Raw genomic sequence first — 25,481 nt, 5'->3', positions numbered from 1 at the left:
AGGGACAGGTGGGAATCGGCCACCGCCGGAGCGGACATCGCCACGACGACAATCCCTCCGGTGGCCCATGTGCCGACCGCGGCCGGCGGGTATCGGCCGGCCGGAGTGCCTTGGGTGACCGTTGCGGCGGCGATGGTTTCGGAAACCACATCCCCGGATCGCAGCAGCAGGAAGTTCCGGTTCGCGGCGCGACTATCCATTGCCCGTCGATGCCGTCGGAATCGAGGTGCATCGTGCTAGTCGGGCTCTGGCATATATCGAGTAGGGCGCGCCCAGCGCGGCGGCGCGGTGATATCGATCTCGCGCATCGTCGATTCGTCCCGTTGCGAACAGGAAATCTGCGAGGCGCACATGTGGTTTCGGGTCCCACGGATCGTGGTCGAGGTGGTGTCGGAAGTGGCGCTCGGCGGTGTCCAGATCACCGGAGGTCCATGCCGCCCGGGCACGCGTCTCGAGCACTGCGTTCATGTTCTCGAGCGCGGCCAGTGACTCGGAATCGCTAGCCTCGGCGATGGCCTGGCGCGCACAGTCTTCGGAGCGCAACATCATCCGGGTGACCTCGGCATGGTTGCCCTCCACGAACTGGATGAGGGCGAAGCCGCGCCAGTATGCGCTGCGCAGCAGCGGGTTCAGGCGCTCCAGCGATGGGGACGACACGAATGACTCGGCAATCCCCTGCCAGTGCTTGGCGTCACCGATACCTCCGGATGTCCTCGCGTAATGGACAGCGACATTCAGCGCGGCTGAGATGCGAGCCGACGTGGCCAGCCTCTCGTCCATCGCCTTGGCGATGGACAGGTCGCGCATGCGGGTGACACCGGTCCGGTCCCGCTCGTTGAGTCGGAAGAGCGCCGTGGCATGCAGGAAGGCCAGCGGCCGTGACTGCGGCCGATCGGTGCCGGTCTGTTGGGCGGAGACGAGATCTATAACGAGCTGCCAGAATCCCAGTTTCGTCAGGACCTGGGCCACGCGCAGGCGCTGCGGGCCGGACAGATCGTCCCAGCTGTCCAGCTGGTTGCACACGAAGTTCCACGGTTCGGAGCGGTTGTGCGGGGCCAGCTGTCGCGGATCCTCCAGGTAGGGGACGTGCGGCGCGTCGAGCGAAATCAGCGCCCGCAGCAAGCCCGGAGTCACTCCTTGATAGGAGGGCAATGGAGTTCCGGACAGCAGCCGAGTGCCGAGGTCGGCGACGATTCGCGCATGGATCGGCCCGGCTGCGCTGCGGAGATCGGAATAGGCGGCCAGGAGTTCACCGGCACGCGTGGTGGCGGCGCGGTCGTTCATGCTGCGGTGTTTTCGCGCGACAACCAACGGACCAGATCCGTTGGGGCACAGTTGAGCCCGGACGTCCTGATGTGGGCGTAGAGTTGCGCGACGATTTCGGCTCGTGCCAACAGAGCCGACACCTCATGCCGGGGTAACGACTGCTGCAGAGCGAGTGCCAAACCGGCCCAGGGTTGGGGACGCAGTGGGCCCGCTTCGATCTCGCGCGTGTAGTGCGTTACCGCCGCCGCGTAGTTGCCGGATCCGTATGCGATATCACCCGGCGCAAGGTCTCGTGTGCTGTCGAAACTCCCCCGCGTCGTCTGTTCCAGTAGCCGAAGGTAGCTCGGTAGCAACCGGCTTCGCAGTTCCGGCCGCTTCCGGTCCGGGCGCGTGGGCAGGCCGGGCGCAACCCGCTCCAGCGCTGGGGTTCCGGCCGACTTCCAGACTGAGAACAGATCCTCCAGTGCATCATCGGCGAGCTGCAGGTTTCGCACACACCACGCCACCCAGTGACCGGTGGCTGCTTCGTCGGCGGCGCGGGCTGCCGAATCAGTAACCTGGTCGTCGAGCCACGGCCGCAGCGTCTCGGCCGCCGCGCGAACGAACTCCTCGCCTGCCGCGGTCAGTACCCCGGAACCGAGAATTTCGGCGATCGACCGATGCACCTGCGCCCGCCAGCGGGCGAATTCCACGTGCGCGAGCTCGGATTCCGTGCGTAGGCGCTCGGCACGCCAGAAATCGGTGACGCCGAGATGCGCATACATGCCTTGGATCAGCCATTCGATGGGACGCGGATCATCCCGCCATGGTGCATAGAAACGTTCCCGAGGGTCGTCTTCGTATAGCTCGACCACATCGGTCAATGCCCCCAACTTGGCATGCTGGAATTCGTGGATCAAGGTGAGCGCCAGCTGACTGGCACTGCGCGTCGAGGACGCGGCGATGCAGCCGAACGAGTTGTAGGAGGTACGGCTCGAACTCGGCGAGACCGGTCCCGCGGTGAGTGGCACGAAGCAGCGCAAACCGACCGAAATGGGCCGCGCGTAACCGGGATGATCTCGTTCCAGCAACACCCATGCAGCCGAGAATGCCGTACGCCAGTCGCTCAATTGGTTTTCGGAGAGCGATGGCAGACGGCTGTCGGCCGGGGCGGACCGGGACAGGTTGTTGAATTCCCGGAACGGGTCGAGGTCGTCGATGACGATCTCGAAATCGCTGCCGCCGCCCGCCCGTAGCCGCTGTAGTGGCCGCCAGCCGGGTTGGTCTCGGCGTGTGAGGTCCGGGATGTCCACCTTCGTTCCGTCGAATTCGATCGTGATCGCGCCCAGCCCGCGTACGTACAGTCGCCCCACACCGTCCACATCGGCCGCGGCGATCTGTGCCGAGCCCACGGCCGGCAGCATGACTTGGCCCTCGCGCACCACCACGGGCCGATCGGCCGGAGTTCCCAGTTCGACCAGTGCCGAGGCTGTCAGCCAGCCCAGATAGCCGAGGTCGGGCCAGATGTCGGCGCGCTCGGCCGACGCAGATCGGATGCGTCGCAGGCAATATGCCAGCCATACTCCGGTGTTCGGGTACGCCAGTAGGCCCTCGACCGTCGTTCGCTGTGTGCGATACAGTGCGGACAGCGCGCTATAGGCTTCGTCGAAGCCGGACCTTTCGACATCGGCGGGACACAATCGACCACTTTCTCGGACGAGCAAGCCGAGCATCGCGAGCCGCTTCGCCAGCTGCCCGGCACGCAACGAGACGATCAGGTCCGCGCCACCGTAGCCCGAGCCCAACTCGGCGGCACGGCCACGAAGGTCGACCCGGCTCACCGCGCGGAGCCGTTTCGTCGGGATACGCCGAGGTCCGAGCGAAGGCGCTGGGTGACATGACTGATCAACGCGAAAAGATCCGGGCAGTACACCGAGGGGTTGAGGAATCCGGTTCCCGACTGATACCGGTGTGTGAAATGGCCGCCACCGCAGATGTTGTGTATCGGGCACTTCAGGCATGCCGGGCTCAGCGCGTCCAAGCCGAGCTGTCGCGCCACTATCGATGGGTTCCACAGGGCGTTCGACAGCGGGCTCCGCGAAACATGTTCGCCCAGTTTCGTCGCGTCCGGGAAGGCTGATTTCAGCGTGTCGACCTGCTCGATCTGCCCGTCGGTTTCAATGACGACTACTTGCATTGGCGCTAATCCCACGGTTTCCGATGCGCGGCCGATACCTAGGGAAATATCGATGATGTCCTCGAAGATCCGAACACTCGGCTCGTTCCGCATCGATTCGTACCAGTGGTCGAAGAGGGGAATGAGCCAATCCGCGTACGGGGTGTCGTCGCGATTCGCTGTCCGACCGGGCGGCGGCTTATCCCAATTTCCGTGCGGCATCAAGAAATCGATCGCGGGCGGCTCGCAGGCCGTGAGCCCGGCATAAGTCTCCATCGGGTCGTTCTCCAGATCGATCACACAGAGCAGGCCGCTGTAGAGACTTCGGTTCTCCGGCTCGGTGAGCAGCTTCAGCTTCTCGACTACCTGCGCGTGGCTGCCCTCGCCACTGCGATATCTGCGGTGGCGGTCGTGCCCGGCTTCGGACCCGTCCAGGCTCACGCCCACCCGGATGCCCCAGCGCCGGAAGATATCCAGAAATTCCTGATCCAGGAGCAGGCCGTTGGTCTGGATGCCGAGTCGCAATGTTGTGCTGTCGGCCAGGTGCTCATGCAGTCGGCGTGCCACCGACTCGACCACCCGATGCCCGGCGAGTAATGGTTCTCCACCGTGCAGCACGACACTTACCTGTGGAATGGCGTGCTCGTCGACGTGCTCCGCGATGTTGTGGCAGGTAGCTTCGATCACGTCCGGAGAGATGACTTTCGGCTGTTCGCGCCAGCTCTGGTCGGCCATCTCGTACATGTAGCAGTAATCGCACGCCAGATTACAGCGACTGTGTATTTTCAGGACGAATTCGGTAAACGGCAGCGGTTGCCAGCCGCGATCGCGAAGGGCTTGCACATCAAGAGTGCCGACGGGCCATGAGGCGGAGTTCGACAATTGGTAACCATCCCTTCGCGATCGGTGTGGGCGTCGACTATTCGGCTAGCTCGGCATCGATGAAAGAGCAGAAGCTGCCGACGTCGTTGCCGTCACCGGCGCCCTGCCCCCTTAGCACGGCCCTGCGCAGTGCCGGTGTTGCGTTCTCCAGCAGGTTTTCGAGCTCGACGCTCGACAACTCGGACAGGGTAAGGGTCTCGTTGTTCATGGCGTTCTCCCGTGCGTCGACTATTCGGCCAGATCGGCATCGATGAAAGAGCAGAAGCTGCCGACGTCGTTGCCGTCACCGGCCCCCTGCCCCCTTAGCACGGCCCTGCGCAGTGCCGGTGTTGCGTTCTCCAGCAGGTTTTCGAGCTCGACGCTCGACAACTCGGACAGGGTAAGGGTCTCGCTGTTCATGGCGGTTCTCCTTGTGGTTATGTGCGCCAACGTGTTTCACCGATCTGTGGTGAAAGCGTCGACTCCATTACGGGCGCAAGTATGCGCCGCGACAAGATGATTCAGCCTCCCGACTCTGGGAATATGTGAGATGCACTGCGGCGGTGTCGGTTTCGATAACTGATAGTGATCGGATGGGGGTGTGAGGAAGCCGTATGGCAGATGTTGCCGACCGCTGGGACTTTGTGAGATGTTCAGCAGTGGTGTCGGTTTCGATAACTGATAGTGATCGAAGGGGGTGTGAGGAAGCCATATGGCAGACGTTGCCGACCGCTGGGACTTTGTGAGATGTTCAGCAGTGGTGTCGGTTTCGATAACTGATAGTGATCGGACAGGGGTGAGGAACCAGATGGCAGACGTCGCCGACTACTGGAATTCGTTGTACAGCAGTCAATCTGCTCCGTGGGTTATCGGCGAGCCGCAGCCGGAAATCGTCGCATTGGAACGTGCCGGTGGCATCAAGGGTGCGGTACTCGACATAGGTTGCGGTACAGGCGAACACGTGATCCACCTCGCCGGACTGGGCTACGATGCGCACGGCATCGATGTCTCCCCACTGGCGATCGACACCGCCCGCCGTAAAGCCCGCGATATCGGAGTATCACCTGCGCGATTCACGATCGGCGACGCCCTCCGGCTCGGCGGATCCACCTACGATACGATCCTGGACAGCGCCCTATTCCATGTTTTCGATGCCGATCATCGGGCTGCCTATGTTCACAGCCTGCACACCGGATGCAAGCCGGGCGGACTGATCCACATCCTGTCGTTCGGACCGCACGTCAGCGACCTGATCATCCGCGACGCGTTCGGTGCGGAATGGGACCTCGAAGAACTGCGCCGGGCCCGCTACCGGGGCAGGATCACCGAGTCCATTGCCGATCAGGCTCGTGCCAAAGGGTGGCCTGTGCAGGGCCTCGTCGACGTAGGTGCATGGCTCGCTCGAATCCGTCGGCTGTGAGCTGATTTGCTCTGTCGATGTCGTGCGCTCGTCCGCGTAGGCGGGCGCGGCGTCCGCCGCATCAAGTGGCTGATCGTGCAGGCAGATACAGGCTCTGCTGTGGAGCGCCCAGCGCCTCGCCCCGCTGCGCGCTGTCCGGCGCGGGGCGATGCAGACCGAATCTCTGCATGGCCGGCGGGGTTTCGGTGGGATCGCCGACCTCTAGGAAGCTTCGGTTTTTGTACCACTGCAAGGCATCCGTGCCGATGGTCGTGCCGACACGGACACCGGCGTCGCCCATGTGGATGCCCGCCGCATTCCGCAGGTCGAGAACGGCACGCAGGAGATCGCTGGCGATCCCCTGACGGTGCCAGTTGGGATGCACGTACAACCCCAGTATCGATACCTCTCCCCTGGATTCGAATGTGGTCAGGATGTACCCCGCGACCTCGTTGTCCGCGGTGACGGCGACAAGGAATTTGGACTCTTCGCAAGTGGTCCGGCGGCCCAGCTGCTCGAAATTGCGCAGTGCCAGATCGCGAACGTATCCGTCGACGTCGCCCGCGAAATTGCGGAACGCGTGTTTTGAGCCCACCGCGAGCGCGCGGACCACCCCGGGCAGGTCAGCGGATGCGCCCCGGCGGATCTCAATGACCGGTGGCCCGGAGCCGGAAATGTACTCCAGATACCCGGGAGCCGAGACTTCGTTCAGAAACATCAACGCGATGGTTTCATGCGCTATCCACGCGAATTCCCGTCTCTGGGAAGAGATTTGGGTGTTGGGCATGGAAGACTGCGCCCATGCCGAAGAATATGTTGGCTGCCAGCGTCTGCGTTATCGCACAGTGCCCGGCAGGGGCGATGTCACCGCTTCGCGTTCGTGGGCTGTTTTGATGGCGCAACTATCACCATCGCAACAAGTCGATGCTCAACCGCGGCCCGGTCCGAAGCTACGGCCCGCCCCGCCGGCTAAGGAGACATGGCCCTATGCTTGGGCGGCATCGGGGGGCTTACTGCTGTTCTGCATGATGTGGCTGCCTTGGATGAAAGCCTCGAATTGGGATGGCGCGGCCACCGTCAACGCTTTCGGCAGCGTCAAGAGAACGACCAGCCATTTGAATCTCTGGGCGCTATCGGCACCATCCGGTGCTCGGGTCAGCGGTCAATTGGCGATTTTTGCCACGGTCGCGATATTCGTCATGGTAGCTGCGGCAATCCAGACAATCCTGCACGGCAGTGAAACGGCCGGTGGTATCACTGCCATCGCGGCAATAGTGGTCGCGGCGCTCGTGTTGACCGATGTGCTCACTCTCGACAGCAAAATACCCCAGGTGCAGGCGTCGCTTGGAATGAGCAATGAGCTGGGCCCACAGTTAGGACTGGTGGTTGGCGCTCTCCGGGGCACGTCCGCCTACCCCTGGCCGGGGCAGAAGGCGGCACTCCCGGTAACCGAACTGACCCCGTGGGCGTTCGCGTCGTCCGCAGTCGCTTTCGGGTCGGCTGCGTTGACAGTGGTGAAATCGTGGCGCGGCAGCCTGCGCCGTGTCGTCACCGCCCTTGCCGGGCTCATGTAACCGTGCGCAATTCGAGCATTCACAACAACAGAGGCTTTCTGTTGTTGTGGTCCGGCAATGCCGTTTCGCATATCGGCCTACAGGGTGTCCGCCTCGCTTATCCGCTGTTGGCGCTGGGGCTCACCGGTTCACCCATCTCAGCTGGTTGGGTGGGATTCGCGCTTACCTTGCCGAGCTTGATCTTCGAGGTCCCCGCAGGCGTCGCGGCGGACTATTGGGATCGTCGGCGGATGCTTATGATGTGCCAACGGATCGGGTTGGCCGCAACTTTGCTGGTGGCGGCGGTGATCGTCGTACGGCCGCCAGGTTTGTCGTTGTTCCTCGCTGTAGCGGCGTTCATCGAAGGAACGGCATACGTTTTCTTCAACATCGGTGAGCTGGGCCTGGTCCGTGACATTGTCAGCGAGGACGAGCGTCCAGCAGCGTTCGCGTTCCTCGAGGCCGAGCAACCGATCGCAAACATGGTGGGCCGCACGCTCGGCGCGGCGGCCTTCGGCATTGCTCGCAGTCTGCCATTCCTCGCGAACGCCGCCTCCTATCTGTTCTGTCTGTGGACCCTGTCCAAGATGCGTGACAGGGTTCCGGAGACGCCGGACGTCAATGGCCCGAAGCCCGCTCGTTTTTGGGATTGGAACCACGCCTGGGGCGGCGTACGAAGCGTGTGGGCTGAACCGTTCGTACGACCCGCGACGGCCATTATCGGGGCAACGAACATAATCTTCCAGGTTCTTATATTGCTGACGACCGTGAAGATCAGAGACGCCGGCCACCCAGCCTGGGTAGTCGGTCTGGTGTTGGGCGTTACAGGTCTGGGCGGACTGTTCGGTGCCGCTCCCGCGGCCGGGCTCGCCAGTCGTATCAGCCCCCGGATCGTCCTCACCGGCACGCTATGGACGTGGGTCGTGCTCTGCGTGCCCATCGCGGTCAGCTCCAATCCTGCGGTGCTTGCGGTGTGCTGGATGGGTGTCGGCTTCACCGCGCCGATCGTGGGCGTTGCGCTGACCCTGTATCGAGTCCGCGCTTTTTCAGAGGATCTTGTCAGTAGAGTTTTCGGCGCAACGAAGCTGATAACCCATGGCGGCTCGGCACTCGGCGCACTGCTCGCGGGATTCCTCCTGTCGACGCTCGGTACCTCGGCATCAGGGTGGGCGCTTGTCACCGGTATGGTTTTGCTGGCGCGAATGGCACGGCGGCTGCCTGAGCCCCGGACGATCACTCCCGCGACCCAGCCGTCCGTCGCGCAGCGCCCCACGAACTGGATCGCGGGGCTCTCCCGCAACGGCCCGAATAGCCCCTCAACCCAGCAGATGTAGGGCCGCTCCGGGTTTCAGGAGCCGGGGGTCTCCCTATATGGTTGTCGTCGAGCGTGGGGCGCTGTCGGTGAGCTGAGGTGCGGGCCGGCGCCAATGGCGGTGGGGTGTAGGTCGCGATGCGGAACGGGTGGCCTGCTGAATCGAGTAGCACGCGCCAGCGCGGGTCAGGTTGCGTGGGTGCTGGTTTCGTTCCGATCGGGAGCGCGCGCAGCTGGCATTGGTTCAGGTCGGTGTCCGCGGCCAGGTCGAGGTGGACGCTGGCACTTCCGCCTGACTGCAAACCCCCTCCGGCGCGCCATGAATCCGACTGGCGCGTCAACAAGAAGCCGTGGCGAGTCCGCAGGTAGTCGATGCGCTCGCGCGGGCGCTGCTGCTCGATCCTGGACAGCCCCGCCGCGATCGTCGCCGGGTCGACCGAGGCGAGTATCGAATTCCGCACCTGATGGCCGGTATGTCATGCAGGAATTCCGTCACGCCACCATCGGCATAGACCATCCCGACGCGGGTCAGAACGATCTCGAGCTGTTTCAGCTGCGTCTGGTCGAGAATCCCGATGTGCTACTGGTCGCGCAACTTCCGGCCACCGAAAAAGATCACCGCCGTATCATGTCCCAGCTCGTCGGACACCGCTCACGGGCGTGGCCGCGCGCCGCGGAGCCGAATGCCGCTGAAGCCGACGGAACTCGACATCACGGCGTCCCAGAACGGCCATAGGTTGGTGAGGACGCGGAGCTGGATGCCTGCCGCTTCGTGCAGGGCGATCAGGTCGTGGACCGGTTCGGGCGGTCCGAGCGGATCGACGGGAACGGTGGCGACCCAGGCATGTGGCTGCGCGCCGCCGATGGGCCGAAAGGGCTCGGCGGGCAGGCGATACGCGTAGAGCGCCGTGTTCGGCAGGGCGTCCAGCCACGAATATTCGATGGCGTGCACGCGGGTGCCGCGGCCGGGGCCGAGGATTAGGTCACGGTCGAGGTCGGTTGTTGCCGGCGTCGTCCACGCCATAGCTCGCGGGCAGTTGCGTGGAAACCAATAGCTCGGCGCGTTGGGCGCGTCGACTGCCCAGACATACGCCTCGGGTTGCGGAGTCGCCGCGCTGCGCGGAACGAATCGCCGGATGGTCGGATCCTCGGAGAAGTGCAGTACCTGACCAGGTTCGGGATACACGCGTCTACTCGTCCTCTGGCGAATCGATGTCGTCCTCCGCGGGCCAGTCCGGCTCGATGATCAGCCGGCCGCTGCGCAGCACCTCGGCGTACTGCTCGGCGACGAGATCCGCCGGGTAGCTCGGCCAGTAGGAGACGGCGCCGGTCGACTTGTCGATGACGCTGACCGAGCCGCCGATGGCGGGTGGCAGCGGGGGCGTGTGCGGGTCGGTCCCGGGTGGCGGCGGGACGATCGCGACAACGGTGTAGCAACAGTCGAATTCGGTGAGCAGGTTCGTGATGCCCCGCTCGGCATCGTCATCGCCGGACAGATAGTGATCGGCGATGCGCTCGGCCTCGGTGGGATCCACCGGCGTGCTGGCCTTGGTGGGGTAGGCGTGGATGTCCATGTTCGTCTGACGCGTCCGGGCGGTCAATGGTTCCCGCATCGGCCGGATTCGGAACAATGTGCGGCTCAATGAGACTGGACCAGCGGTATTGTCATCGCCGCCGGAAAATCTTCGCATCTGCGGACCGGATTGCCCGAGTTCCATCGAACGCGCAGAGCGGCGCGGCCGGTATTCTGCACGAGCATCGGTTCCGCTGGACCGGGAGGTACAACGATGTGGATTCCGGTCACCGGATTCGTTGCCTGGCCGGTGATCGGTTACGTCACCGCCGTTCTGGTGGGTCGGCTGTTGTTCGTCCGGGAAACGATCATCGATCGACTGATGAATCGCACGTTCCTGTGGAGCCTCGCCGGACTGCTGCTGTACCGGTGCACGATAACGCCCCAGATCGCCAGTCTGGCGAATCAGCTGGCGCTCGGCTGCACTCTCCTCGCGATGACGAACCTGCACGGTATCGGCAAGTTCGGCGATACCGGCGGCGATCCGAGCACCGTATGGCGGCGCCAACGCTTCTACAGTGGCGTCGCGGTCGCCGCCGCCGTCGTGATACTGCTGGCCGGGACCTCCGCACGCCATGACGGCCGGTTGCTGGACCTGCGCATGGACGGGGAGGGCATTGCCGTCGGATACGCGTTCGGGATTCCGCTGACGATCAACACCTTCGTGTTCTTCCGGGCGGGCATCCGCGAGCTTCGGCGCGGCGATCTGTCCGCGCGGGCGACCGTCATCGGTTACGCCTTGGGTGTCGGCGTCATATACATGTGGCTCACCGAGGCGGTCTCGATCGCCCAAACGAGCACCGGATGGCCTGCCCTCGGTCCGCAAATGCCGCGGATCGAGGCGGCAGTCACCCTGTGCGTCGCGTACTACGCCACGTTGACCGCCGTCCCGCTGGTCATTCTGCTGATCGCGAGGGCAGGCCTGGATCCTGCCGCGCGAGCCTGCCGTCGGCTGCAGCCATTGTGGCGAGATCTCACCGCGGCCGTGCCGGAGATCGTGCTGTCCTCGGCTCTGGATACGTCGACGAATGCCGATGCTCGCCTGCTCCGCATGACCGTTGAGATACGCGATGCCCTGATGCACCTCGGGCCGTATCTCGCTGCCGCGTCCGACGCCACGGACTTCGCGCGCACCTGCGAGTCCGGATCGGAGTCGGAGCCGATCCAGTACGCCCACCGTCTCGCACATGCGATGCACGCCAGGCGAAGTGGGCTCACGGCGGAGCATTCGGGAAATGTACGCCGGCCACTACTGACCGCCCAAGACTTCGATACCGAGCTACGGCACTTGCTCGACCTGGCTCGCGTCTGGCCTGGGGCTCGCGCGGCGGCGGGGACCGGTGTGCAGTCGCGGGTCGCAAACGTAAATGCCCGGCCGTCCCTGCATCCCCCTCCGAATGCAGGCCCGACCGGGCTGAGACAAACAATGCCTCGGGGGGCTTGACATGCGCTTAAAGGAGCCTTAAAAGGCGCCGTCAGCGGCGGGGAGTGTTGAGCTGGGTGAGGAACTCGGCGTTGGTCGGGGCCTTGCGTAAGCCTTCCAGCAGCAGATCGATGGCCTGCTGGCCGTCTACCGCGGTGAGGGTCCTGCGCAGCAGCTGGGTGGCCATCAATTCCGTTGGGGTGAGCAGCAATTCGTCCTTGCGGGTGCTGGACTGGGCGATGTCGATGGCGGGAAAGACACGGCGGCCTGCGGTGGCGCGGTCCAGTTTCAGTTCGGCGTTGCCGGTGCCCTTGTATTCCTCGAAGATCACCGTGTCGGCCAGCGATCCGGTTTCCACCAGTGCCGTGGCAATGATGGTGAGCGAGCCGCCGTGCTCGATATTGCGGGCCGCACCGAGGAATCGTTTCGGCGGAGCGAGCGCGGCGGCGTCGACACCGCCGGAGAGTACGCGGCCCGAGGACGGGGCGGCGTTGTTGTAGGCGCGAGCGAGGCGGGTCAGCGAGTCGAGCAGGACGACCACGTCACGGCCCATCTCGACCAGCCGTTTGGCTCGTTCGATGGCGAGCTCGGCGAGCGCGATGTGCTCGCGGGGCGCGCGGTCGAAGGTGGCGGCGGCGACCTCGGCGGGCACCGACCTGGTCAGATCGGTGACCTCCTCGGGACGCTCGCCGACCAGCACCAGCATCAGTTCGCACTCCGGATGGTTCTTCGCGATGCCGTGCGCGATGGCTTGCAGCACAGAGGTTTTGCCCGCCTTCGGCGGTGCGACGACGAGTGCGCGCTGCCCCTTGCCGATGGGCATGACGAGGTCGGTGACCCTGGTCGTCATGGCATGCGGTTCGGTCTCGAGGCGCAGACGCTGATTCGGATAGATCGGGACCAGATCGGCGAAGTCCGGCCGAGATTGTGCGCGGCGCGGGTCCTGCCCGTTGACCGTCTCGATCAGCTGCAGGGGGTCGAGTTTATCGCCGCGCGTGCCGGGCTGAGCGGTACCGATGATGAAATCGCCACGGCGCAAACCATATTCGCGGATCAGTCGGGGCGGGACGTGGATATCGCGTGGTCCCGACAGGTAGCCGTCTACACGCAGGGCGGCGTTGCGGTTGTCGACGATGTCGAGGATGCCGCGCACGGGGCGTCGTTGCTGCTGTCCGGGCTCGCTCACCGCGATCCCGTCGGGTGCAAAAGTGTTGTTGTTCATGGTGTTTCTTTCTGAATGGTGTGTGGGTACGGCGAACAGCCGTAACAGGCAGCGGTCGAATGCACGCTGCGAGGAAGATCGCTTGCTTCCGAGGGAAACGATTTCGAGGCGGCCGAATGGGCCGATACAGAAAAGGAATCTCAAAATGTCTCGGTGGGAGGTACTCCTACATCCACTGCAGAGACATCGGTGACTGTACACTCTGGAATGTCTGTGCGCAATTGATCAAAGTCACAGCCCGGCTGCGGAAGGCGCCCGTGGTGGTCTGCTCGGGCACGGATTCACAACTTTCGCCGAATGCTGGGAACGGCTCGACGGCGTGTCGCGCTTTAGCCTGTGACCGGAGATGGCAGGAGATACGCGATGACCGAACTCAAACCGTTCTACCAGCAAGTTCAGGCGCACTACGACGTATCCGACGAGTTCTACCAGCTGTTTCTCGACCCATCGATGACCTACAGCTGTGCGTATTTCGAGCGCGACGACCTGACGCTCGAGCAGGCCCAGCTCGCCAAGATCGACCTCGCGCTCGGCAAGCTGGGTCTGGAACCCGGCATGACGCTGCTCGACGTCGGATGTGGCTGGGGCGCAACGATGTTTCGTGCGGCGCAGCAGTACGGCGCGAAGGTCGTCGGGCTCACGCTGAGCCGCAACCAGTTCGAGCATGTCCGATCGGAGATCGACCGGCGGGGCCTCGCGGACGTGGAGATTCGGCTGCAGGGCTGGGAGGAATTCGAGGGCAACGCGGACCGGATCGTCAGCATCGGCGCGTTCGAACATTTCCGCCGCGAGCGGTATCCGGCGTTCTTCGAGGTGTGCCATCGAATGCTGCCGCCCGACGGCCGGATGCTGCTGCACACCATCATCGGGCACACCCTTGCCGACCTCCGGCGCATGAAGATTCCGGTGACGCGGGAGGATGCGCTGTTCCAGATCTTCGTCAAGCGACACATCTTCCCCGGTGGGCAGTTGCCGCAGGCCCCCGAGGTGACCCGGTTCGCAGGCCGGGCCGGGCTCGGCACCGAGCGGATCGATGCGCTACGGCTGCACTATGCGCGCACCCTCGACCTGTGGGCGCAAGCGCTACGACACCGCCACGACGATGCGGTGCGGATCGCGTCGGAGGAGGTCTACGAGCGGTATATGAAGTACCTCACCGGGTGTGCGGTGTACTTCCGTAAGGGGAATCTCGACGTCATGCAGTTCACGCTGGTGAAGTAGGCCGCGGGCATCGGCCCGCGGCACCGATCACAGAACCGCTTGGGTCTGTGTCACCTTCGCGACGAGTTTGTCTGCGGCATCGTGGATTTCGGTCTCGACCACGATGAACGAACGCCCCGCGTGCAGCGGCCGGGCGGAGGCGATCGCATGCCCGGATCGCACGGCCCGCAGGAAGTTCGTCTTCGACTCGACGGTCGTCGTCCCCTGCTTGCCCTCGGGCAGATTGAGGAATGCGCACACTGCGGCGGTCGAGTCCGCCAGCGACATCAGCACACCGCCGTGCAGCACACCGCCCAGCGTGCACAGCGACTCGTCCCATGCGATCCGACTGCGCACCAGCCCCGGCCCGTGCTCGAGCACTTCGACCCCCAGCCGTTCGGTGAACGGCATGGACTGATGGAAAAGCTTGGTGCCCGTCTCATCGATCATGGTTCTCAGCTTGCCCGACGGGTCCGTCTTGCGTCGATTACCCCTGAGGTAATGACGAGCACGAGCAGGGCGGTCGCACCGCCGAGCAGCATCACCGTCGACGGTGTGGTGCGGTCTACGATCACACCGCCGACCAGCGCGCCAAGGGAGAATGTCGCCTGGAAAGAAGCGGTGAACAGCACCGAGGACACTTCCGCTGTGCTGTGCACCGCGGTGGCGAACCACGTCTGCAAGGCCACCGGCACCGCGCCGTACCCGATACCCCAGAGGATCAGCAGTAGCGCCGCACCTGTTTCCCATCGCCCCAGCAGCGGCAGCGCCAGCGTCGCGCAGGCCATCAGCGTCGCCGCACCGCCGAGCGTGGTGCGTGGGCGGCGGGCGACCAGCGCGCCGCCGAGGAAGTTGCCGAGGATGCCCGCGACGCCGTAGATCAGCAGCAGCATCGTAATGGTGCCCGCACCGACACCGGTGACCTGCTCCAGAAACGGCGTCACGTAGGTGTAGGTGCCGAACTGCGCCAGTACCACGAAAAATGTTGCCAGCAGGGTGGATCGAATACCGCTGCCACGGAGCCCGGCCCGCAATGTCGACAGGTGAACGGCCTGGACGGCAGGCAGCGGTGGCAAGGCGATCAGCAGCAACAACAGCACTCCGGCCGACAGGATGCCCAGCACCACGAACGCCGCGCGCCAGCCGGCGAGGCTGCCGACGAGGGTGCCCGCGGGCACGCCGAGCACTGAACCCAGCGGAACCGATGAGAAGATCACCGCCGTTGCGCGGGCAGCCGACTCCGGTGGCACCAGCCGTCCGGCGAGCCCGGCCGCGATCGACCAGTACCCGCCGATCGTGATGCCGATCAGCACCCGGGAGACCAGCACGAGCCAGAAGTCGGGCGCGATCGCGGCGACGGCATTGGCCAGCACCAGCAGCAGCGTGCAGGCGCACAGCAGCAGCTTGCGGTCGATGCGCGCCGCCGCCACCGTGATCAGGGGCGCGGCCACGGCGGCGAGCAGGCCGGGCATGGTCATCATCAGCCCGGCCATGCCGTCGGAGATGGTGAAGTCGGTGCCGATCGAGGTCAGCAATCCGATCGGCAGGATCTCGGTCGTGACGATCGAGAAGATGCCGAGCATGACAGCGAAGACCGCGAGCCAGCGCAGCAACGGCGATCGGATTGTCGTGGCGCGGGGTTCGGGGGAGACCAGGACGGTGGACATGCGATCCAGTTCAGCGATCGCGGCCGACGATTTCCGGCGGGATTACGACATCACCGTGCCTTGCAGGTCAGGCGTGTGTGACACCAACGCCGATGCCCGGCGGGGAAGTGGGCGTCACCCGCCGGGCATCGGCGTATCGGAGTAGTTCAGCCGATTCGAGCGACCACTGAACTCGGCAGACGTGGCAACACCAGATCGATCAGGCGCCACGGCCATCCCGGCACGCAGGCCCGGGTCCTTTCTCGCTCGATCGCGTTCACCATCGCCGCAACGCCCTTGTCCAGTGGCGCCACCATCCGGGCATCGCCCGCTTTGGCGGCCATGTCGGTGGCGATGAAGCCGGGCAGCAGGGTCGTCACGGCGATCGGTGATTTCGCCAGGTCCACCACGAGCGCCTCGCCGAGCGCCGCCAGTCCCGCCTTGCTCGCCGAGTAGGCGGCCTTCTTTCCCGGGAGCCCGCGCACCGCGCTCATCGAAGACACCAGCACCAGGTGTCCGGTGTTCTGCGCGCGGAAGATTTCGAGCGCCGCCTCGGACTGGGCGAGCGCGCTGACGAAATTCGTTGTCGCGGTGGCGAGGTTGGCGTCGGCGCGCCCGCTGCCGATCACCGCGCCCTTGCCTATGCCCGCATTCACGATCACCCGGTCGAGGCCGCCGAGTTCATCGCGCAGCTCGCCGAACACCCGCGGCACCGCGGCATGATCATCGACATCCAGCGCGCGGACCGCGACTGTAATCCCTGGATGTGCCGCGACGAGCTCGTCGCGCAACGACTCCAGCGCGTCGACTCGCCGCGCGCACAGTGCCAGGTTGCGTCCCTTGGCCGCGAAGTCCCGCGCCATCGCCGCGCCGAGCCCGGCGCTCGCGCCGGTGATCAGAATCTTGCTCCTCGTCATGGATGCCGACCCTAGCCAGGCCAGTCGACAGGCCGTCGATAGGTCGCGCCGGTTCAGCCGCCGAACGAACCGGTCCGTGCCTGCTGGGGCAGCATGCGCCATGGGCCGCAGCTCACGGTCTTGAAGGCGACGTCGGTAGCTTTGATCTCGGCGCGCACCGGCGTGAGCCGGGTGAAGTCGTTGTTGATGATGTAGTGCTGGTCGGTGTTGTCGCCCTCCACCTTGCGCAACCGCCGCCAATCGCAGCCGTTGGCCTGGTCCGGGGTGCCGGGGGCCTCCCAGATGCCGGGAAGAATGTCGACGCCGACCAGGTAGAGGCCGTCCCTGGGCATGGTGGTGGCTGGAGCGGCGGCGGCGGTGCCCGAGCCCAGCAGTGTCACCGCAGAGGCCATGGCTCCTGCGATCATGAGCGTGCTTGCACGTATGGCGATTTCTCCTCGAATCGTGCTCTCGCCGCCCGTGAGCAGCTGACCTGCGGGGATCCCCGAATCTCCTGGGCAAGATCTACCAGAGTCGGTGATGGATTTCGGTTGAATCGGAGATTTCCATCACGGCGACAACCACTCTGCACATCACCCGGTGACGGCGGAATTGCGCGGAATCCACATGCGACGGGCGTTGTCACTCGGCGTCGTCGCCGCGATATCTGTTGTATGAGAAGTATTCGCCCGGTCACCGGTATCGCGGACCGGCGCCCCGTCTGTGGGGACCGTTGTGCGCGGCTGTGTACGAATGACGGCATTGCCACGATATTGACCGCGGATCGAGCGCTGCTGCACTGGCGGGCGATGCGCGGACTCGGCGACTCCGGCCTTGCCGAACAGGCCGTCCAGGAGACGCTGCTGCGGGCGTGGCGTTCATGTGCCCAGTTCGACGCGGGTAAAGGCACTGTTCGCACCTGGCTGCTCGCGATCCAGCGCAACGTGATGATCGATATCGGCCGTGCCCGCGCGGCCCGTCCCGGCGACACCGGATGGGACGAGGTCGCGGAGCTCAGCGATATCCGCTACGCCGACCCCGACTTCTCCGAGGGCATTGTCGATGGGCTGCTGGTTGCGCAATTGCTCTCGCGGCTGCCCGAGTCGCAGCGTGAGGCGGTGGTGGAGGTGATCCTGCGCGACCGGGCGTATCAGGACGTGGCCGACGACATCGGCGTACCGGTCGGCACGGTCAAGACTCGGGTGCACTATGCCTTGCGCTCGCTGCGGCGGTTGCCGATCGTTGCCTGAGCGGGCGCTGTGCGAGTTCTCGCGGTCGCGGCTCGGCCTGGTTGCGGCGGTCTGATCAGGTGCGATTGCCTGCCGCTATGGTCACATTTCGGTAACGGAGCTTGCTTTGCTGGCGCTGGCGTTGCAAGAGTAAACCACTGGGTTTGGTGTTACTAGTGGGAAGGGAGGGGCGCTCCATTCCGGAGCGCCGACCGAACATGAAGCCAAGCATCATCAAGGCCGGTTTCTGCAGCGCCGTCACCGCGACGGTGGCAGTGACGCTCTCCGGGCTGGTCCCGGTCACCGCACACGCCGATCCGGTGTCACCGGAAATGGCCAACAAGCTCGCAGGCAAGACGGTATTTCTCGACCCGGGCCATCAGGGGCCGAATCACTCGGAAAACTTGGCGCGGCAGGTGGACAACGGCCGCGGCAGCACCAAGGATTGCCAGACCACCGGCATGACCACGGTGAACGGCATACCTGAGCACACCATCAACTGGAACGTGGCGCAGCTGGTGAAAACCTCGCTGGAGAGTCTCGGCGCGCGGGTGGTGCTCAGCCGTCAGGACGACACCGGCTGGGGCGGCTGTGTCGACGAACGGGCGAAGGCCGCCAATCAATCCGGCGCCGATGTCGCGGTGAGCATCCACGCCGACAGCGCCCCCGCGCAGTTCCGTGGCTTCCACGTAATCATTCCGGAGTTGCCGATTCCCGACGCGAAGGCGGATCAAGTCCAGGCGGGCCCGGGTCTGGCAGCCTCGAAGTCGGTGCGCGACGCGTACTTGAAGGAGGGTTTCCCCTCCGCCGCCTACGCGGGTGTGCAGGATGGTCTGCAGACCCGCGCGGACGTGGCGGGTCCCGCGCTGACCACGGTGCCCGATGTGTTCGTCGAGATGGGCAACGGCGGCAATACCGAAGATGCTGCGCTGCTGGAGAGTTCGGACGGGCAGCTGAAGCACGCCATCACCATCACCACCGGATTGGTCGGCTATCTGCTCGGTGCGCCGTCGCCGGTGGGGCAGACGGGCTCGGCCGTCGATCGTCCGGCCGCGGTGCTCTCGCCGAGCACGCCGCATGTGCAATCCGCGCCGAAGGTCGAAGCGGTGCCGCAGTCCGCGCCGGAAGCTCAGGCTGCACCGCAGGCTCAGGCCGTACCGCAGGCTCAGGCCGTACCGCAGGCTCAGGCCGTACCGCAGGCTCAGGCCGTACCGCAGGCTCAGGCCGTACCGCAGGCTCAGGCCGTACCGCAGGCTCAGGCCGTACCGCAGGCTCAGGCCGTACCGCAGGCTCAGGCCGTACCGCAGGCTCAGGCCGTACCGCAGGCTCAGGCCGCACCGCAGGCTCAGGCCGCACCGCAGGCTCAGGCCGCACCGCAGGCTCAAGCCGCACCGCAGGCTCAAGCCGCACCGCAGGCTCAGGCCGCACCGCAGGCTCAAGCCGCACCGCAGGCTCAGGCCAACCCAAGGGTACGGAAGATACGGCCCGCACTTGTGCCGAACGCACCACAGGCCGTTCCTGGTTCGCTGCAGTCGCAGACATCGCCGCAGTCACCGACCGCGCCACAAGCGCAGGGCACCGCGCCCGGCAAGACAGCGCCAGGTGCCACCACCTCGATGAGCGGGCTCGTCGGCACGGTCATGCAGATGCTGCTTCCGCTGGCCAGGTCGCTCGGTATGGACAACACGGCGGTCACCTCGGAGCTGATCAACCTGGCCTACACCCTGGCCAGTGCGCTGCTCGGCCCGTCCAAATAGTCCGCATACCGCAGCCGAACGCCACCCCCGCCACTTGCCGGGGGTGGCGTTCGGTCGTGCGGTGATGTGTTGCGGGCGCGCACTAAGGTGAGCCGGGTGGCTGACCGGATTCCAGTTCTGATCGTCGCCGGATTCCTCGGATCCGGGAAGACGACGCTGCTCAACCACCTGCTACGCAACAATCGGGGCACGCGGATCGGCGTGGTGGTCAACGACTTCGGCGCTATCAATATCGATTCGATGTTGGTCGCCGGACAGGTCGACGCGATGGTGTCGCTCGGCAACGGATGTGTCTGCTGTGCGGTGGACGTCAGCGAGCTCGACGAACTGTTCACCCGGCTGGCGGAGCCGCGCGCCCGGATCGATGTGATCGTGGTCGAGGCCAGCGGTCTCGCCGAACCGCGCAACCTCATTCGGATGGTGGTCGGCAGTGAGAACGCGCGTATCCGGTACGGCGGGCTCGTCGAGGTCGTCGATGCCGAACAGTTTCCGGCCAGCCGGGCACAACACCCCGAACTCGCCGCACATCTGCGGCTCGCCGATCTGGTCGTGGTCAACAAAGCCGATCGGGTGCCACGGGCGGACCTGGAGCGGTTGCGGCAGGAGATCGCCGAGCAGATCGGGCAGGTGCCGGTATACGCGACCACCCACGGCCGCATCGATCCCGGGCTGCTGTTCGACGAGCCGATGCGCGAAGCGCCGCGCGTCGCCGAGCAATTGAGCTTCGACGAGTTGCTTTTCGACCACGACCACGACCACGACGCGCACGACGACCACCGGCATCTGCACGACGACTACACCAGTGTGAGCTTCACCAGCGAACGGGAACTGGACCCCCGCGGCCTCATCGGCTTCCTGGAGGACCCGCCGCCCGGCCTGTTCCGCGCGAAGGGCTTCGCCGCGTTCGGCGTCGCCGCGGAGCGCCGGAAGTTCGTCCTGCACATGGTGGGCAACCACATCGTGTTCGAACCGGACAACTGGCGTCGCGGCGAGCCGCGCACCACCCAGTTGGTGCTCATCGGCGCGGGGCTGCCCACCGAGACGGCGCTACGGCGATTGCGTGAGACGGTGCACACGGCCGCGGAGCCGCTCGACCCACAGACCATGCTCGGCGTCTGGCGCTACACGCCGCACTGAGTTCATGTCTGCGCGCCACCACATTCGGCGATACATTCCCGTCCGCGGGCACGTCGGCCACGGCGGACGCGGCTCGCTGCGGACACGCGCTCGCCAGCGGCGGCGGGGTCGAGGACCTGTGGCGCGGCGAACCGCCCGCGCGCGCCCTGGCGTCGTTGCAGGCGTACGTGTCCAACCTGCGCCGCCTGCTGGAACCCGCCCGCCCGCCGCGCACCCCGGCCCGCCTGCTGGTGAGCGCGTCGCCCGGCTACGCATTGCGGCTGCCGCAGGAGGCGGTGGACGCATGGCGCTTCGAGCAGCTGCTCGACCAGGCCCGCACGCTCGCCGATCCCCGTGACGCCCGCGCCCGGCTGGACGAGGCGCTGGCGCTGTGGCGGGGACCCGCGTTCGCCGAATTCGCCGACGAGCCGTGGGTGGTCGCCGAGACCGCCCGGCTGAACGAGCTGCGTCTGGTCGCCCGCGAACTGCACATCGCGGCGGGCCTGCGGCTCGGCCATCCCGCGACGGTGGTGCCCGAGACGGAGAGCCTCACTCGCGACGATCCCCTGCGCGAGGAGGGCTGGCGCCTGCACGCCCTCGCGCTGTGGAGCAGCGGCCGCCAGGCCGACGCCCTGACCGCGCTCCGCCGCGCCCGCGCCACCTTCGCCGACGAGCTGGGCCTCGACCCCAGCCCGGACCTCGTGGCCCTGGAAGCGGCGATCCTCACCCAACGCACGGACGTCCTCCGCGCGGCCGTCCCCCCGCCCCTTGCAGTTACACCCCGGTCCCTGGCCACCGTGCCGCCGCCCCCGAACAACCAGTCCGGCGCGACAACGTTCGTGGGGCGGGAGAGCGAGCTTTCGGCGCTGATGGCAGCCGCCGGGGAGGCCGTCGCTGATGGGGCACGTGTCGCGCTCGTCACCGGGGAGGCGGGCCTGGGTAAGTCGACGCTGCTGGAGCACCTCGGCGCGCGACTCGGACAGGACGGGTGGCTCGTGGCCGCCGGACGCTGTCCCGACGTGGACAGCGCCCCGCCCGCGTGGGCGTGGGTCGAGGCCCTGCGAAAGGTGGCCGTGAGCGTTCCGCCGGGGGAGTTCGCGGACGACCTGGCGCCACTGCTCTCCGACTCCGCGACGGTGAACGGTGACGCGGCGGCCGGGCGGTTCCGGCTGCGGCAGGCCGTGTGGAATTGGCTCTCGGCGGCCGCCGACGACCGTCCGGTCGCCGTCGTTCTGGACGACCTGCACTGGGCGGACGCCGCCACGCTGGAACTGCTCGGCGGCGGCGTCGACGCGCGGGCCCCAATCTTGCTCGTCGCGGCGTACCGCGTGGACGAAAGCGAGCGCCTCACCGCAACGCTCGGGTCCCTCGCCCGCACCGCGCCCCTCCGGCTGGACCTGCCCGGACTCGATCGCGACGCCGTCGCGGAGCTCGTACGCGCCGAGTGCGAGGCCAATGACGCGACCGTGGCCGGGATCGCCGAGCGGACCGGCGGCAACCCGTTCTATGTGCGGGAGAGCGCGCGGCTGCTCAACGGCGAGGGCGCGCTGATCGCGCTCTCCGAGGTCCCCGAGGGCGTACGGGACGTGCTGCGGCGTCGGCTCGCACGGCTGCCCGAGAGCGGCGTGTCCGTCCTGCGGCTGGCGGCGGTGGCCGGCAGGGAAAGCTCGGTGGAGGTGCTCGTACAGGCCGCCGACACCGACGAGGACGGCGTGCTCGACGCGCTGGATGCGGGCGTCATCGCCGGATTGCTCGACGAGCCAGGGCCCGGGCGTGTCCGGTTCGTTCACGCGCTGGTCAGGGACACGCTGGTCACCGATGTCAGCCGGGTGCGGACCACCAGGATGCACGCCCGGATCGCCGCGGCCCTGGAGGGCACCAGCGACGTCGCGGCACTCGCCCACCACTATGCGCGAGCGGGATCACCGAAGGCCGTCGGCTATTGCGTGCGGGCCGCCGAGCTGGCCGAGGCACGCTACGCCCACGACGTGGCGGCCGCGCTCCTCACCGACGCCGTCACCAACTCCACCGAACCGGACGAGCGCGTCGGCCTGCTCGGCAGGCTGCTGCGCGCGCAGGTCAGGGCCGGGGCCATCGCTGCGGCCAGGGACACGCGCGAGCAGGCCGTGGAGTACGCCGACTCGATCGGGCGCGACGACCTGATGATCGCCGCGTTCACCGCCTGGACCGAACCCACCCCCTGGCAGGCCCGCACCTACGGCATGGTCGACCGTCCCATCGTCGACCGCCTCAACCGCCTGCTCGAGCGGCCCGGCCTCGCTCCCGACGTGCGGTCCCACCTCCTCATCGCGTACGCCCACGAGCTGGTGGGCGAGGGCGATCCGACAGTCGTGGCGGCGGCGCGGGAAGCGCTTGACCTCGCCACCGCTCCCCGTCTCCGGGCCGCGGCGCTGCTGGTCCTCGCGCGCGAATCCGGGCGGGAGGAGTACTCCCGTGAGCTGGTGGAGATCGGTGTCGAGCACGACCTGCCCGTCTACCGCGTGACAGGGCTGCTCAACCAGGCCGCGAACGCCGCTGCGGCCAACGACCCGGCGACCATGCGCCGCCTGACCGGGGAGGTGCTCGACCTCGCCCGCGCCTACCGGATGCCGGAGGCGACCGGCGCCGCCGAGATCGCGCTGGCGTCGCTGGTGCTCATCGAGGGCCGGTTCGCCGACGCCGAGCGCCTCTACGCCGAGGCCACCGAACGCATGGAACGCGCCGGATCGGTGCACGCCGCGGGCTTCCTCCGCCTCGCGCTGGCGGCGACCTGGCTCAACGACGGCACGCTCGGCGACCACCTGGCCGACGTGCGCGCTCTCCACGAGGCGCTCGGCCCGAGCCGAGGCGACGAGGCCGCCGCCCACTTCGCCAGGGCCGCCGTCATCGCCGACCAGTGGAACGCCGCGCACTGGTCCGCCGACGCCCGGACACGCGCCGATCTTGCTCTCAACTCCCATGTTTCGCTTCCGCAGGAACGCTGAGAGCAAGAACTGCACAGAGCGGATGTCTGCCGGGCCGTATTCCTCATCCGCCCCGCATACCCCCGGTCCGCCCGAGATGGAAGGCGTCAGCGTCAACCCAACCCCTCGATGTTCATCGTGGATGAAATTCCGTCAACGCCCGCGCCGACTTGTCGACCAGGCTGACGAAACGTCATCCGCCGCCCCGGCTCCCTCGAAGGGTTGGAAAGGTTGGGATGCTGGGTGCCAACCTCATTCGCCCGAACAAATCCAGCGTCGAATACGTCTGTTATCTAGTTCCTGCTGTCGCAGCGTCACCCACAGTGGAAACGCTATCGCCGGCATGTTGATTCGGCATCGCCAATCGCATGACGAAGAGGTAAATCCGGGACCGCTTACCCGCAGGCGTTGACCCATTCCGATAGGCCGTCGGCAAATAACTGGCGCTTCCAGATCGGTACCTCGTGTTTGATCCGGTCCACTAATTCCGCACAGGCGGCGAACGCCTCGGCGCGGTGCGGCGCCGCGACTGCGACGACGATCGCGAGATCGCCGACGGTCAGTGCACCGATGCGGTGCACGGCGGCGACCGGAAGGCCGGAGGATGCGGCCAGTTCGGTGCAGCAGTTCCGCAGGAACCGTTCGGCTTCGGGATGGGCCGAGTATTCCAGCGCGGAAACGGCTTGTCCGCCATCGTGATTGCGGACCTTGCCGGTGAACACCACGACGGCCCCGTGCTCGGGTCCGGTGACCGCCGCCTCGACCTCCGCGGGATTCAGCGGCTGATCGCTGATGGCCGCGAGGCGCACGGCCGCGTGTTCACTGGTTGTCATGGCTGCCGCCTCCTGCTACTTGCGCGAGCAGATGATCCAATAGCGGCTCGAGCACCGCCATACCGTCTTTCACTCCGCCGGGCGAACCGGGCAGGTTCGCGATCACCGAGCGGCCCGCCAATCCCGCGACGCCGCGACTGAGCGCGGCGAGGGGGAATTTCGCGGTGCCGCGCTGCCTGATCGCCTCGGCGACGCCGGGGAGCTCGCGATCGATGACGGCCAGCGTCGCCTCCGGCGTCGCATCGGTGGGGGAGGCGCCGGTTCCACCGGTGGTGATCACCAGCGCCGGCGCGAGACGCAGCGCGTCGGCGAGGCCGACGGCGATTTCGGCGTCGGCGTAGACCAGCGGTCCGCGTACCGCGAAGCCGAGTTCGGTGAGCCATTGCGTGAGTACGGGCCCGGTGGTGTCGATTCGGCTGCCCGCCGCGACGCCGGTCGAGGCGACCACTACCACGGCCGAGCGAGGCTCGGCATCCGAAATAGCTTGCTGCGCTGTGTCACTCGGAATCTCTGTCGCGTGGGCTCTGCTGGACACCTGCTGCAGGTCGCTTTCAGCGGGCGGAACCGGTCCTGCCGCACGGGATTGCGCCGCTTCGTCATCGGCACGTACCCAATGTCCGTGCTTCCCACCTTCTTTGGTGAGCAGTCGCACGCCGTTGAGGGTCGCGGCGGGGTCGACTGCCTTCACCATGTCGTGCAGGGTGAGCCCGGCGACGGCGACCGCAGTGAGGGCCTCCATCTCGACGCCGGTGGGGCCTTTGGTCTTCGCGGTGGCCTCGATCGTGATGGTGGTGTCGGTGAATGCGAACTCCACCTTGACCGACGAGAGCGCGAGCTGATGGCAGAGCGGGATGAGTTCCGAGGTCTTCTTCGCGCCCGCGATGCCCGCGATCCTGGCCGTGGACAGCACATCGGCCTTCGGCATGTCGTCGGCTCGCACCAGCGCCACCACCTCGGCAGTGGTCTGCAGCTCACCGGCCGCGACGGCGATCCTGGTGGTGTCGGCCTTCGCGCTCACATCGACCATGCGGGCGCGACCCTCGCGGTCGACATGCGACAACTCACTCATGATGTCCA

The 25,481-nt window shown here is 66.3% G+C and carries 24 protein-coding genes and 1 pseudogene; 9 read left to right on the top strand and 16 right to left on the bottom strand.

All coding sequences use genetic code 11. The features are described 5' to 3' along the window. Nucleotides 1-192: 192 nt before the first annotated feature. The 5 genes from OHQ90_RS33955 to OHQ90_RS33935 all read right to left on the bottom strand — a co-directional run bounded on the left by OHQ90_RS33955 (nt 193) and on the right by OHQ90_RS33935 (nt 4,702). Nucleotides 193-1,284, bottom strand: a complete 1,092-nt coding sequence (locus OHQ90_RS33955; protein WP_328404564.1) for a tetratricopeptide repeat protein — start codon at nt 1,282-1,284, stop codon at nt 193-195. Then, on the bottom strand, nt 1,281-3,086 hold the full coding sequence (locus tag OHQ90_RS33950) for an HEXXH motif domain-containing protein (RefSeq protein ID WP_328404562.1): 1,806 nt from the start codon (nt 3,084-3,086) through the stop codon (nt 1,281-1,283). Before OHQ90_RS33950 ends, OHQ90_RS33955 begins: the two co-directional genes overlap by 4 nt. Further along, a complete protein-coding gene (locus OHQ90_RS33945; protein WP_328404560.1) occupies nt 3,083-4,165 on the bottom strand; it encodes an FxsB family cyclophane-forming radical SAM/SPASM peptide maturase in 1,083 nt (360 codons plus the stop codon). The genes OHQ90_RS33950 and OHQ90_RS33945 overlap by 4 nt, the downstream gene beginning before the upstream one ends. A 175-nt stretch (nt 4,166-4,340) precedes the next feature. After that, nucleotides 4,341-4,511 (bottom strand): hypothetical protein, encoded by a 171-nt coding sequence (locus OHQ90_RS33940; protein WP_328404559.1) that lies wholly within the window; start codon nt 4,509-4,511, stop codon nt 4,341-4,343. A 20-nt stretch (nt 4,512-4,531) separates the two neighbouring features. Further along, a complete protein-coding gene (locus tag OHQ90_RS33935; protein ID WP_328404557.1) occupies nt 4,532-4,702 on the bottom strand; it encodes a hypothetical protein in 171 nt (56 codons plus the stop codon). Between the two features lie 388 nt (nt 4,703-5,090). On the opposite strand from OHQ90_RS33935, the gene OHQ90_RS33930 reads away from it, so the two are divergent. Beyond that, entirely contained in the window at nt 5,091-5,702 is a 612-nt protein-coding gene (locus OHQ90_RS33930) for a class I SAM-dependent methyltransferase (protein WP_328404555.1), read from the top strand. 61 nt (nt 5,703-5,763) lie between these two features. Here OHQ90_RS33930 and OHQ90_RS33925 read toward each other — a convergent pair whose 3' ends face one another. After that, nucleotides 5,764-6,399 (bottom strand): GNAT family N-acetyltransferase, encoded by a 636-nt coding sequence (locus OHQ90_RS33925; protein WP_328404553.1) that lies wholly within the window; start codon nt 6,397-6,399, stop codon nt 5,764-5,766. Nucleotides 6,400-6,457: 58 nt separating this feature from the next. On the opposite strand from OHQ90_RS33925, the gene OHQ90_RS33920 reads away from it, so the two are divergent. Both OHQ90_RS33920 and OHQ90_RS33915 read left to right on the top strand, forming a co-directional pair. Next, nucleotides 6,458-7,255 carry a hypothetical protein gene (locus tag OHQ90_RS33920; protein WP_328404551.1) on the top strand — a complete coding sequence of 266 codons (798 nt, stop codon included), beginning with the start codon at nt 6,458-6,460 and terminating at the stop codon, nt 7,253-7,255. A 2-nt stretch (nt 7,256-7,257) separates the two neighbouring features. Further along, a complete protein-coding gene (locus OHQ90_RS33915) occupies nt 7,258-8,568 on the top strand; it encodes an MFS transporter (RefSeq protein WP_328404549.1) in 1,311 nt (436 codons plus the stop codon). On the opposite strand, the gene OHQ90_RS33910 is transcribed toward OHQ90_RS33915, so the two are convergent. From OHQ90_RS33910 to OHQ90_RS33900, 3 genes are all read right to left on the bottom strand, one after another. After that, nucleotides 8,468-9,007 (bottom strand): VOC family protein, encoded by a 540-nt coding sequence (locus tag OHQ90_RS33910; protein WP_328404547.1) that lies wholly within the window; start codon nt 9,005-9,007, stop codon nt 8,468-8,470. The genes OHQ90_RS33915 and OHQ90_RS33910 overlap by 101 nt on opposite strands. Before the next feature lie 191 nt (nt 9,008-9,198). After that, a complete protein-coding gene (locus OHQ90_RS33905) occupies nt 9,199-9,732 on the bottom strand; it encodes a DUF6886 family protein (RefSeq protein WP_328404545.1) in 534 nt (177 codons plus the stop codon). Between the two features lie 4 nt (nt 9,733-9,736). Beyond that, nucleotides 9,737-10,159, bottom strand: a complete 423-nt coding sequence (locus tag OHQ90_RS33900) for a hypothetical protein (protein ID WP_328404543.1) — start codon at nt 10,157-10,159, stop codon at nt 9,737-9,739. Between the two features lie 174 nt (nt 10,160-10,333). On the opposite strand from OHQ90_RS33900, the gene OHQ90_RS33895 reads away from it, so the two are divergent. Continuing rightward, complete coding sequence (locus tag OHQ90_RS33895) at nt 10,334-11,563, top strand: MAB_1171c family putative transporter (RefSeq protein ID WP_328404541.1); 1,230 nt, start codon at nt 10,334-10,336, stop codon at nt 11,561-11,563. Between the two features lie 31 nt (nt 11,564-11,594). Here the strand turns inward: OHQ90_RS33895 and OHQ90_RS33890 are convergent. Further along, nucleotides 11,595-12,701, bottom strand: a pseudogene (locus tag OHQ90_RS33890) (transcription termination factor Rho, short form); the annotation flags it as partial. Nucleotides 12,702-13,127: 426 nt separating this feature from the next. Between OHQ90_RS33890 and OHQ90_RS33885 the strand changes: the two are divergent. Then, nucleotides 13,128-13,985, top strand: coding sequence for a cyclopropane mycolic acid synthase family methyltransferase (locus tag OHQ90_RS33885; RefSeq protein WP_328404539.1), 858 nt, complete (start codon nt 13,128-13,130; stop codon nt 13,983-13,985). Nucleotides 13,986-14,012: 27 nt separating this feature from the next. On the opposite strand, the gene OHQ90_RS33880 is transcribed toward OHQ90_RS33885, so the two are convergent. The 4 genes from OHQ90_RS33880 to OHQ90_RS33865 all read right to left on the bottom strand — a co-directional run bounded on the left by OHQ90_RS33880 (nt 14,013) and on the right by OHQ90_RS33865 (nt 16,919). Further along, complete coding sequence (locus OHQ90_RS33880; protein WP_328404537.1) at nt 14,013-14,414, bottom strand: PaaI family thioesterase; 402 nt, start codon at nt 14,412-14,414, stop codon at nt 14,013-14,015. A gap of 5 nt (nt 14,415-14,419) precedes the next feature. Continuing rightward, nucleotides 14,420-15,631 (bottom strand): MFS transporter, encoded by a 1,212-nt coding sequence (locus OHQ90_RS33875; protein WP_328404535.1) that lies wholly within the window; start codon nt 15,629-15,631, stop codon nt 14,420-14,422. A gap of 146 nt (nt 15,632-15,777) precedes the next feature. After that, a complete protein-coding gene (locus OHQ90_RS33870; RefSeq protein WP_328404533.1) occupies nt 15,778-16,527 on the bottom strand; it encodes an SDR family oxidoreductase in 750 nt (249 codons plus the stop codon). Nucleotides 16,528-16,580: 53 nt separating this feature from the next. Further along, complete coding sequence (locus OHQ90_RS33865; RefSeq protein WP_328404531.1) at nt 16,581-16,919, bottom strand: hypothetical protein; 339 nt, start codon at nt 16,917-16,919, stop codon at nt 16,581-16,583. A 360-nt stretch (nt 16,920-17,279) separates the two neighbouring features. Between OHQ90_RS33865 and OHQ90_RS33860 the strand changes: the two genes are divergently transcribed. From OHQ90_RS33860 to OHQ90_RS33845, 4 genes are all read left to right on the top strand, one after another. Next, on the top strand, nt 17,280-17,756 hold the full coding sequence (locus OHQ90_RS33860; protein WP_328404529.1) for a sigma-70 family RNA polymerase sigma factor: 477 nt from the start codon (nt 17,280-17,282) through the stop codon (nt 17,754-17,756). 197 nt (nt 17,757-17,953) lie between these two features. Then, nucleotides 17,954-19,492: an N-acetylmuramoyl-L-alanine amidase gene (locus OHQ90_RS39645; RefSeq protein WP_442941237.1), complete on the top strand. Its 1,539-nt coding sequence runs from the start codon at nt 17,954-17,956 to the stop codon at nt 19,490-19,492. A gap of 96 nt (nt 19,493-19,588) precedes the next feature. Further along, complete coding sequence (locus OHQ90_RS33850; protein WP_328404527.1) at nt 19,589-20,629, top strand: CobW family GTP-binding protein; 1,041 nt, start codon at nt 19,589-19,591, stop codon at nt 20,627-20,629. A gap of 167 nt (nt 20,630-20,796) precedes the next feature. Then, nucleotides 20,797-23,592 (top strand): ATP-binding protein, encoded by a 2,796-nt coding sequence (locus tag OHQ90_RS33845; protein WP_328404525.1) that lies wholly within the window; start codon nt 20,797-20,799, stop codon nt 23,590-23,592. 374 nt (nt 23,593-23,966) lie between these two features. On the opposite strand, the gene OHQ90_RS33840 is transcribed toward OHQ90_RS33845, so the two are convergent. Next, complete coding sequence (locus OHQ90_RS33840) at nt 23,967-24,404, bottom strand: molybdenum cofactor biosynthesis protein MoaE (RefSeq protein WP_328404523.1); 438 nt, start codon at nt 24,402-24,404, stop codon at nt 23,967-23,969. Beyond that, on the bottom strand, nt 24,391-25,473 hold the full coding sequence (gene moaCB / locus OHQ90_RS33835) for a bifunctional molybdenum cofactor biosynthesis protein MoaC/MoaB (RefSeq protein WP_328404521.1): 1,083 nt from the start codon (nt 25,471-25,473) through the stop codon (nt 24,391-24,393). The genes OHQ90_RS33840 and moaCB overlap by 14 nt, the downstream gene beginning before the upstream one ends. Between the last annotated feature and the right edge of the window lie 8 nt (nt 25,474-25,481).

It is taken from the genome of Nocardia sp. NBC_00403 (assembly GCF_036046055.1).
GTDB lineage: Bacteria > Actinomycetota > Actinomycetes > Mycobacteriales > Mycobacteriaceae > Nocardia.
This window is presented reverse-complemented; position numbering and strand designations above follow the sequence as displayed.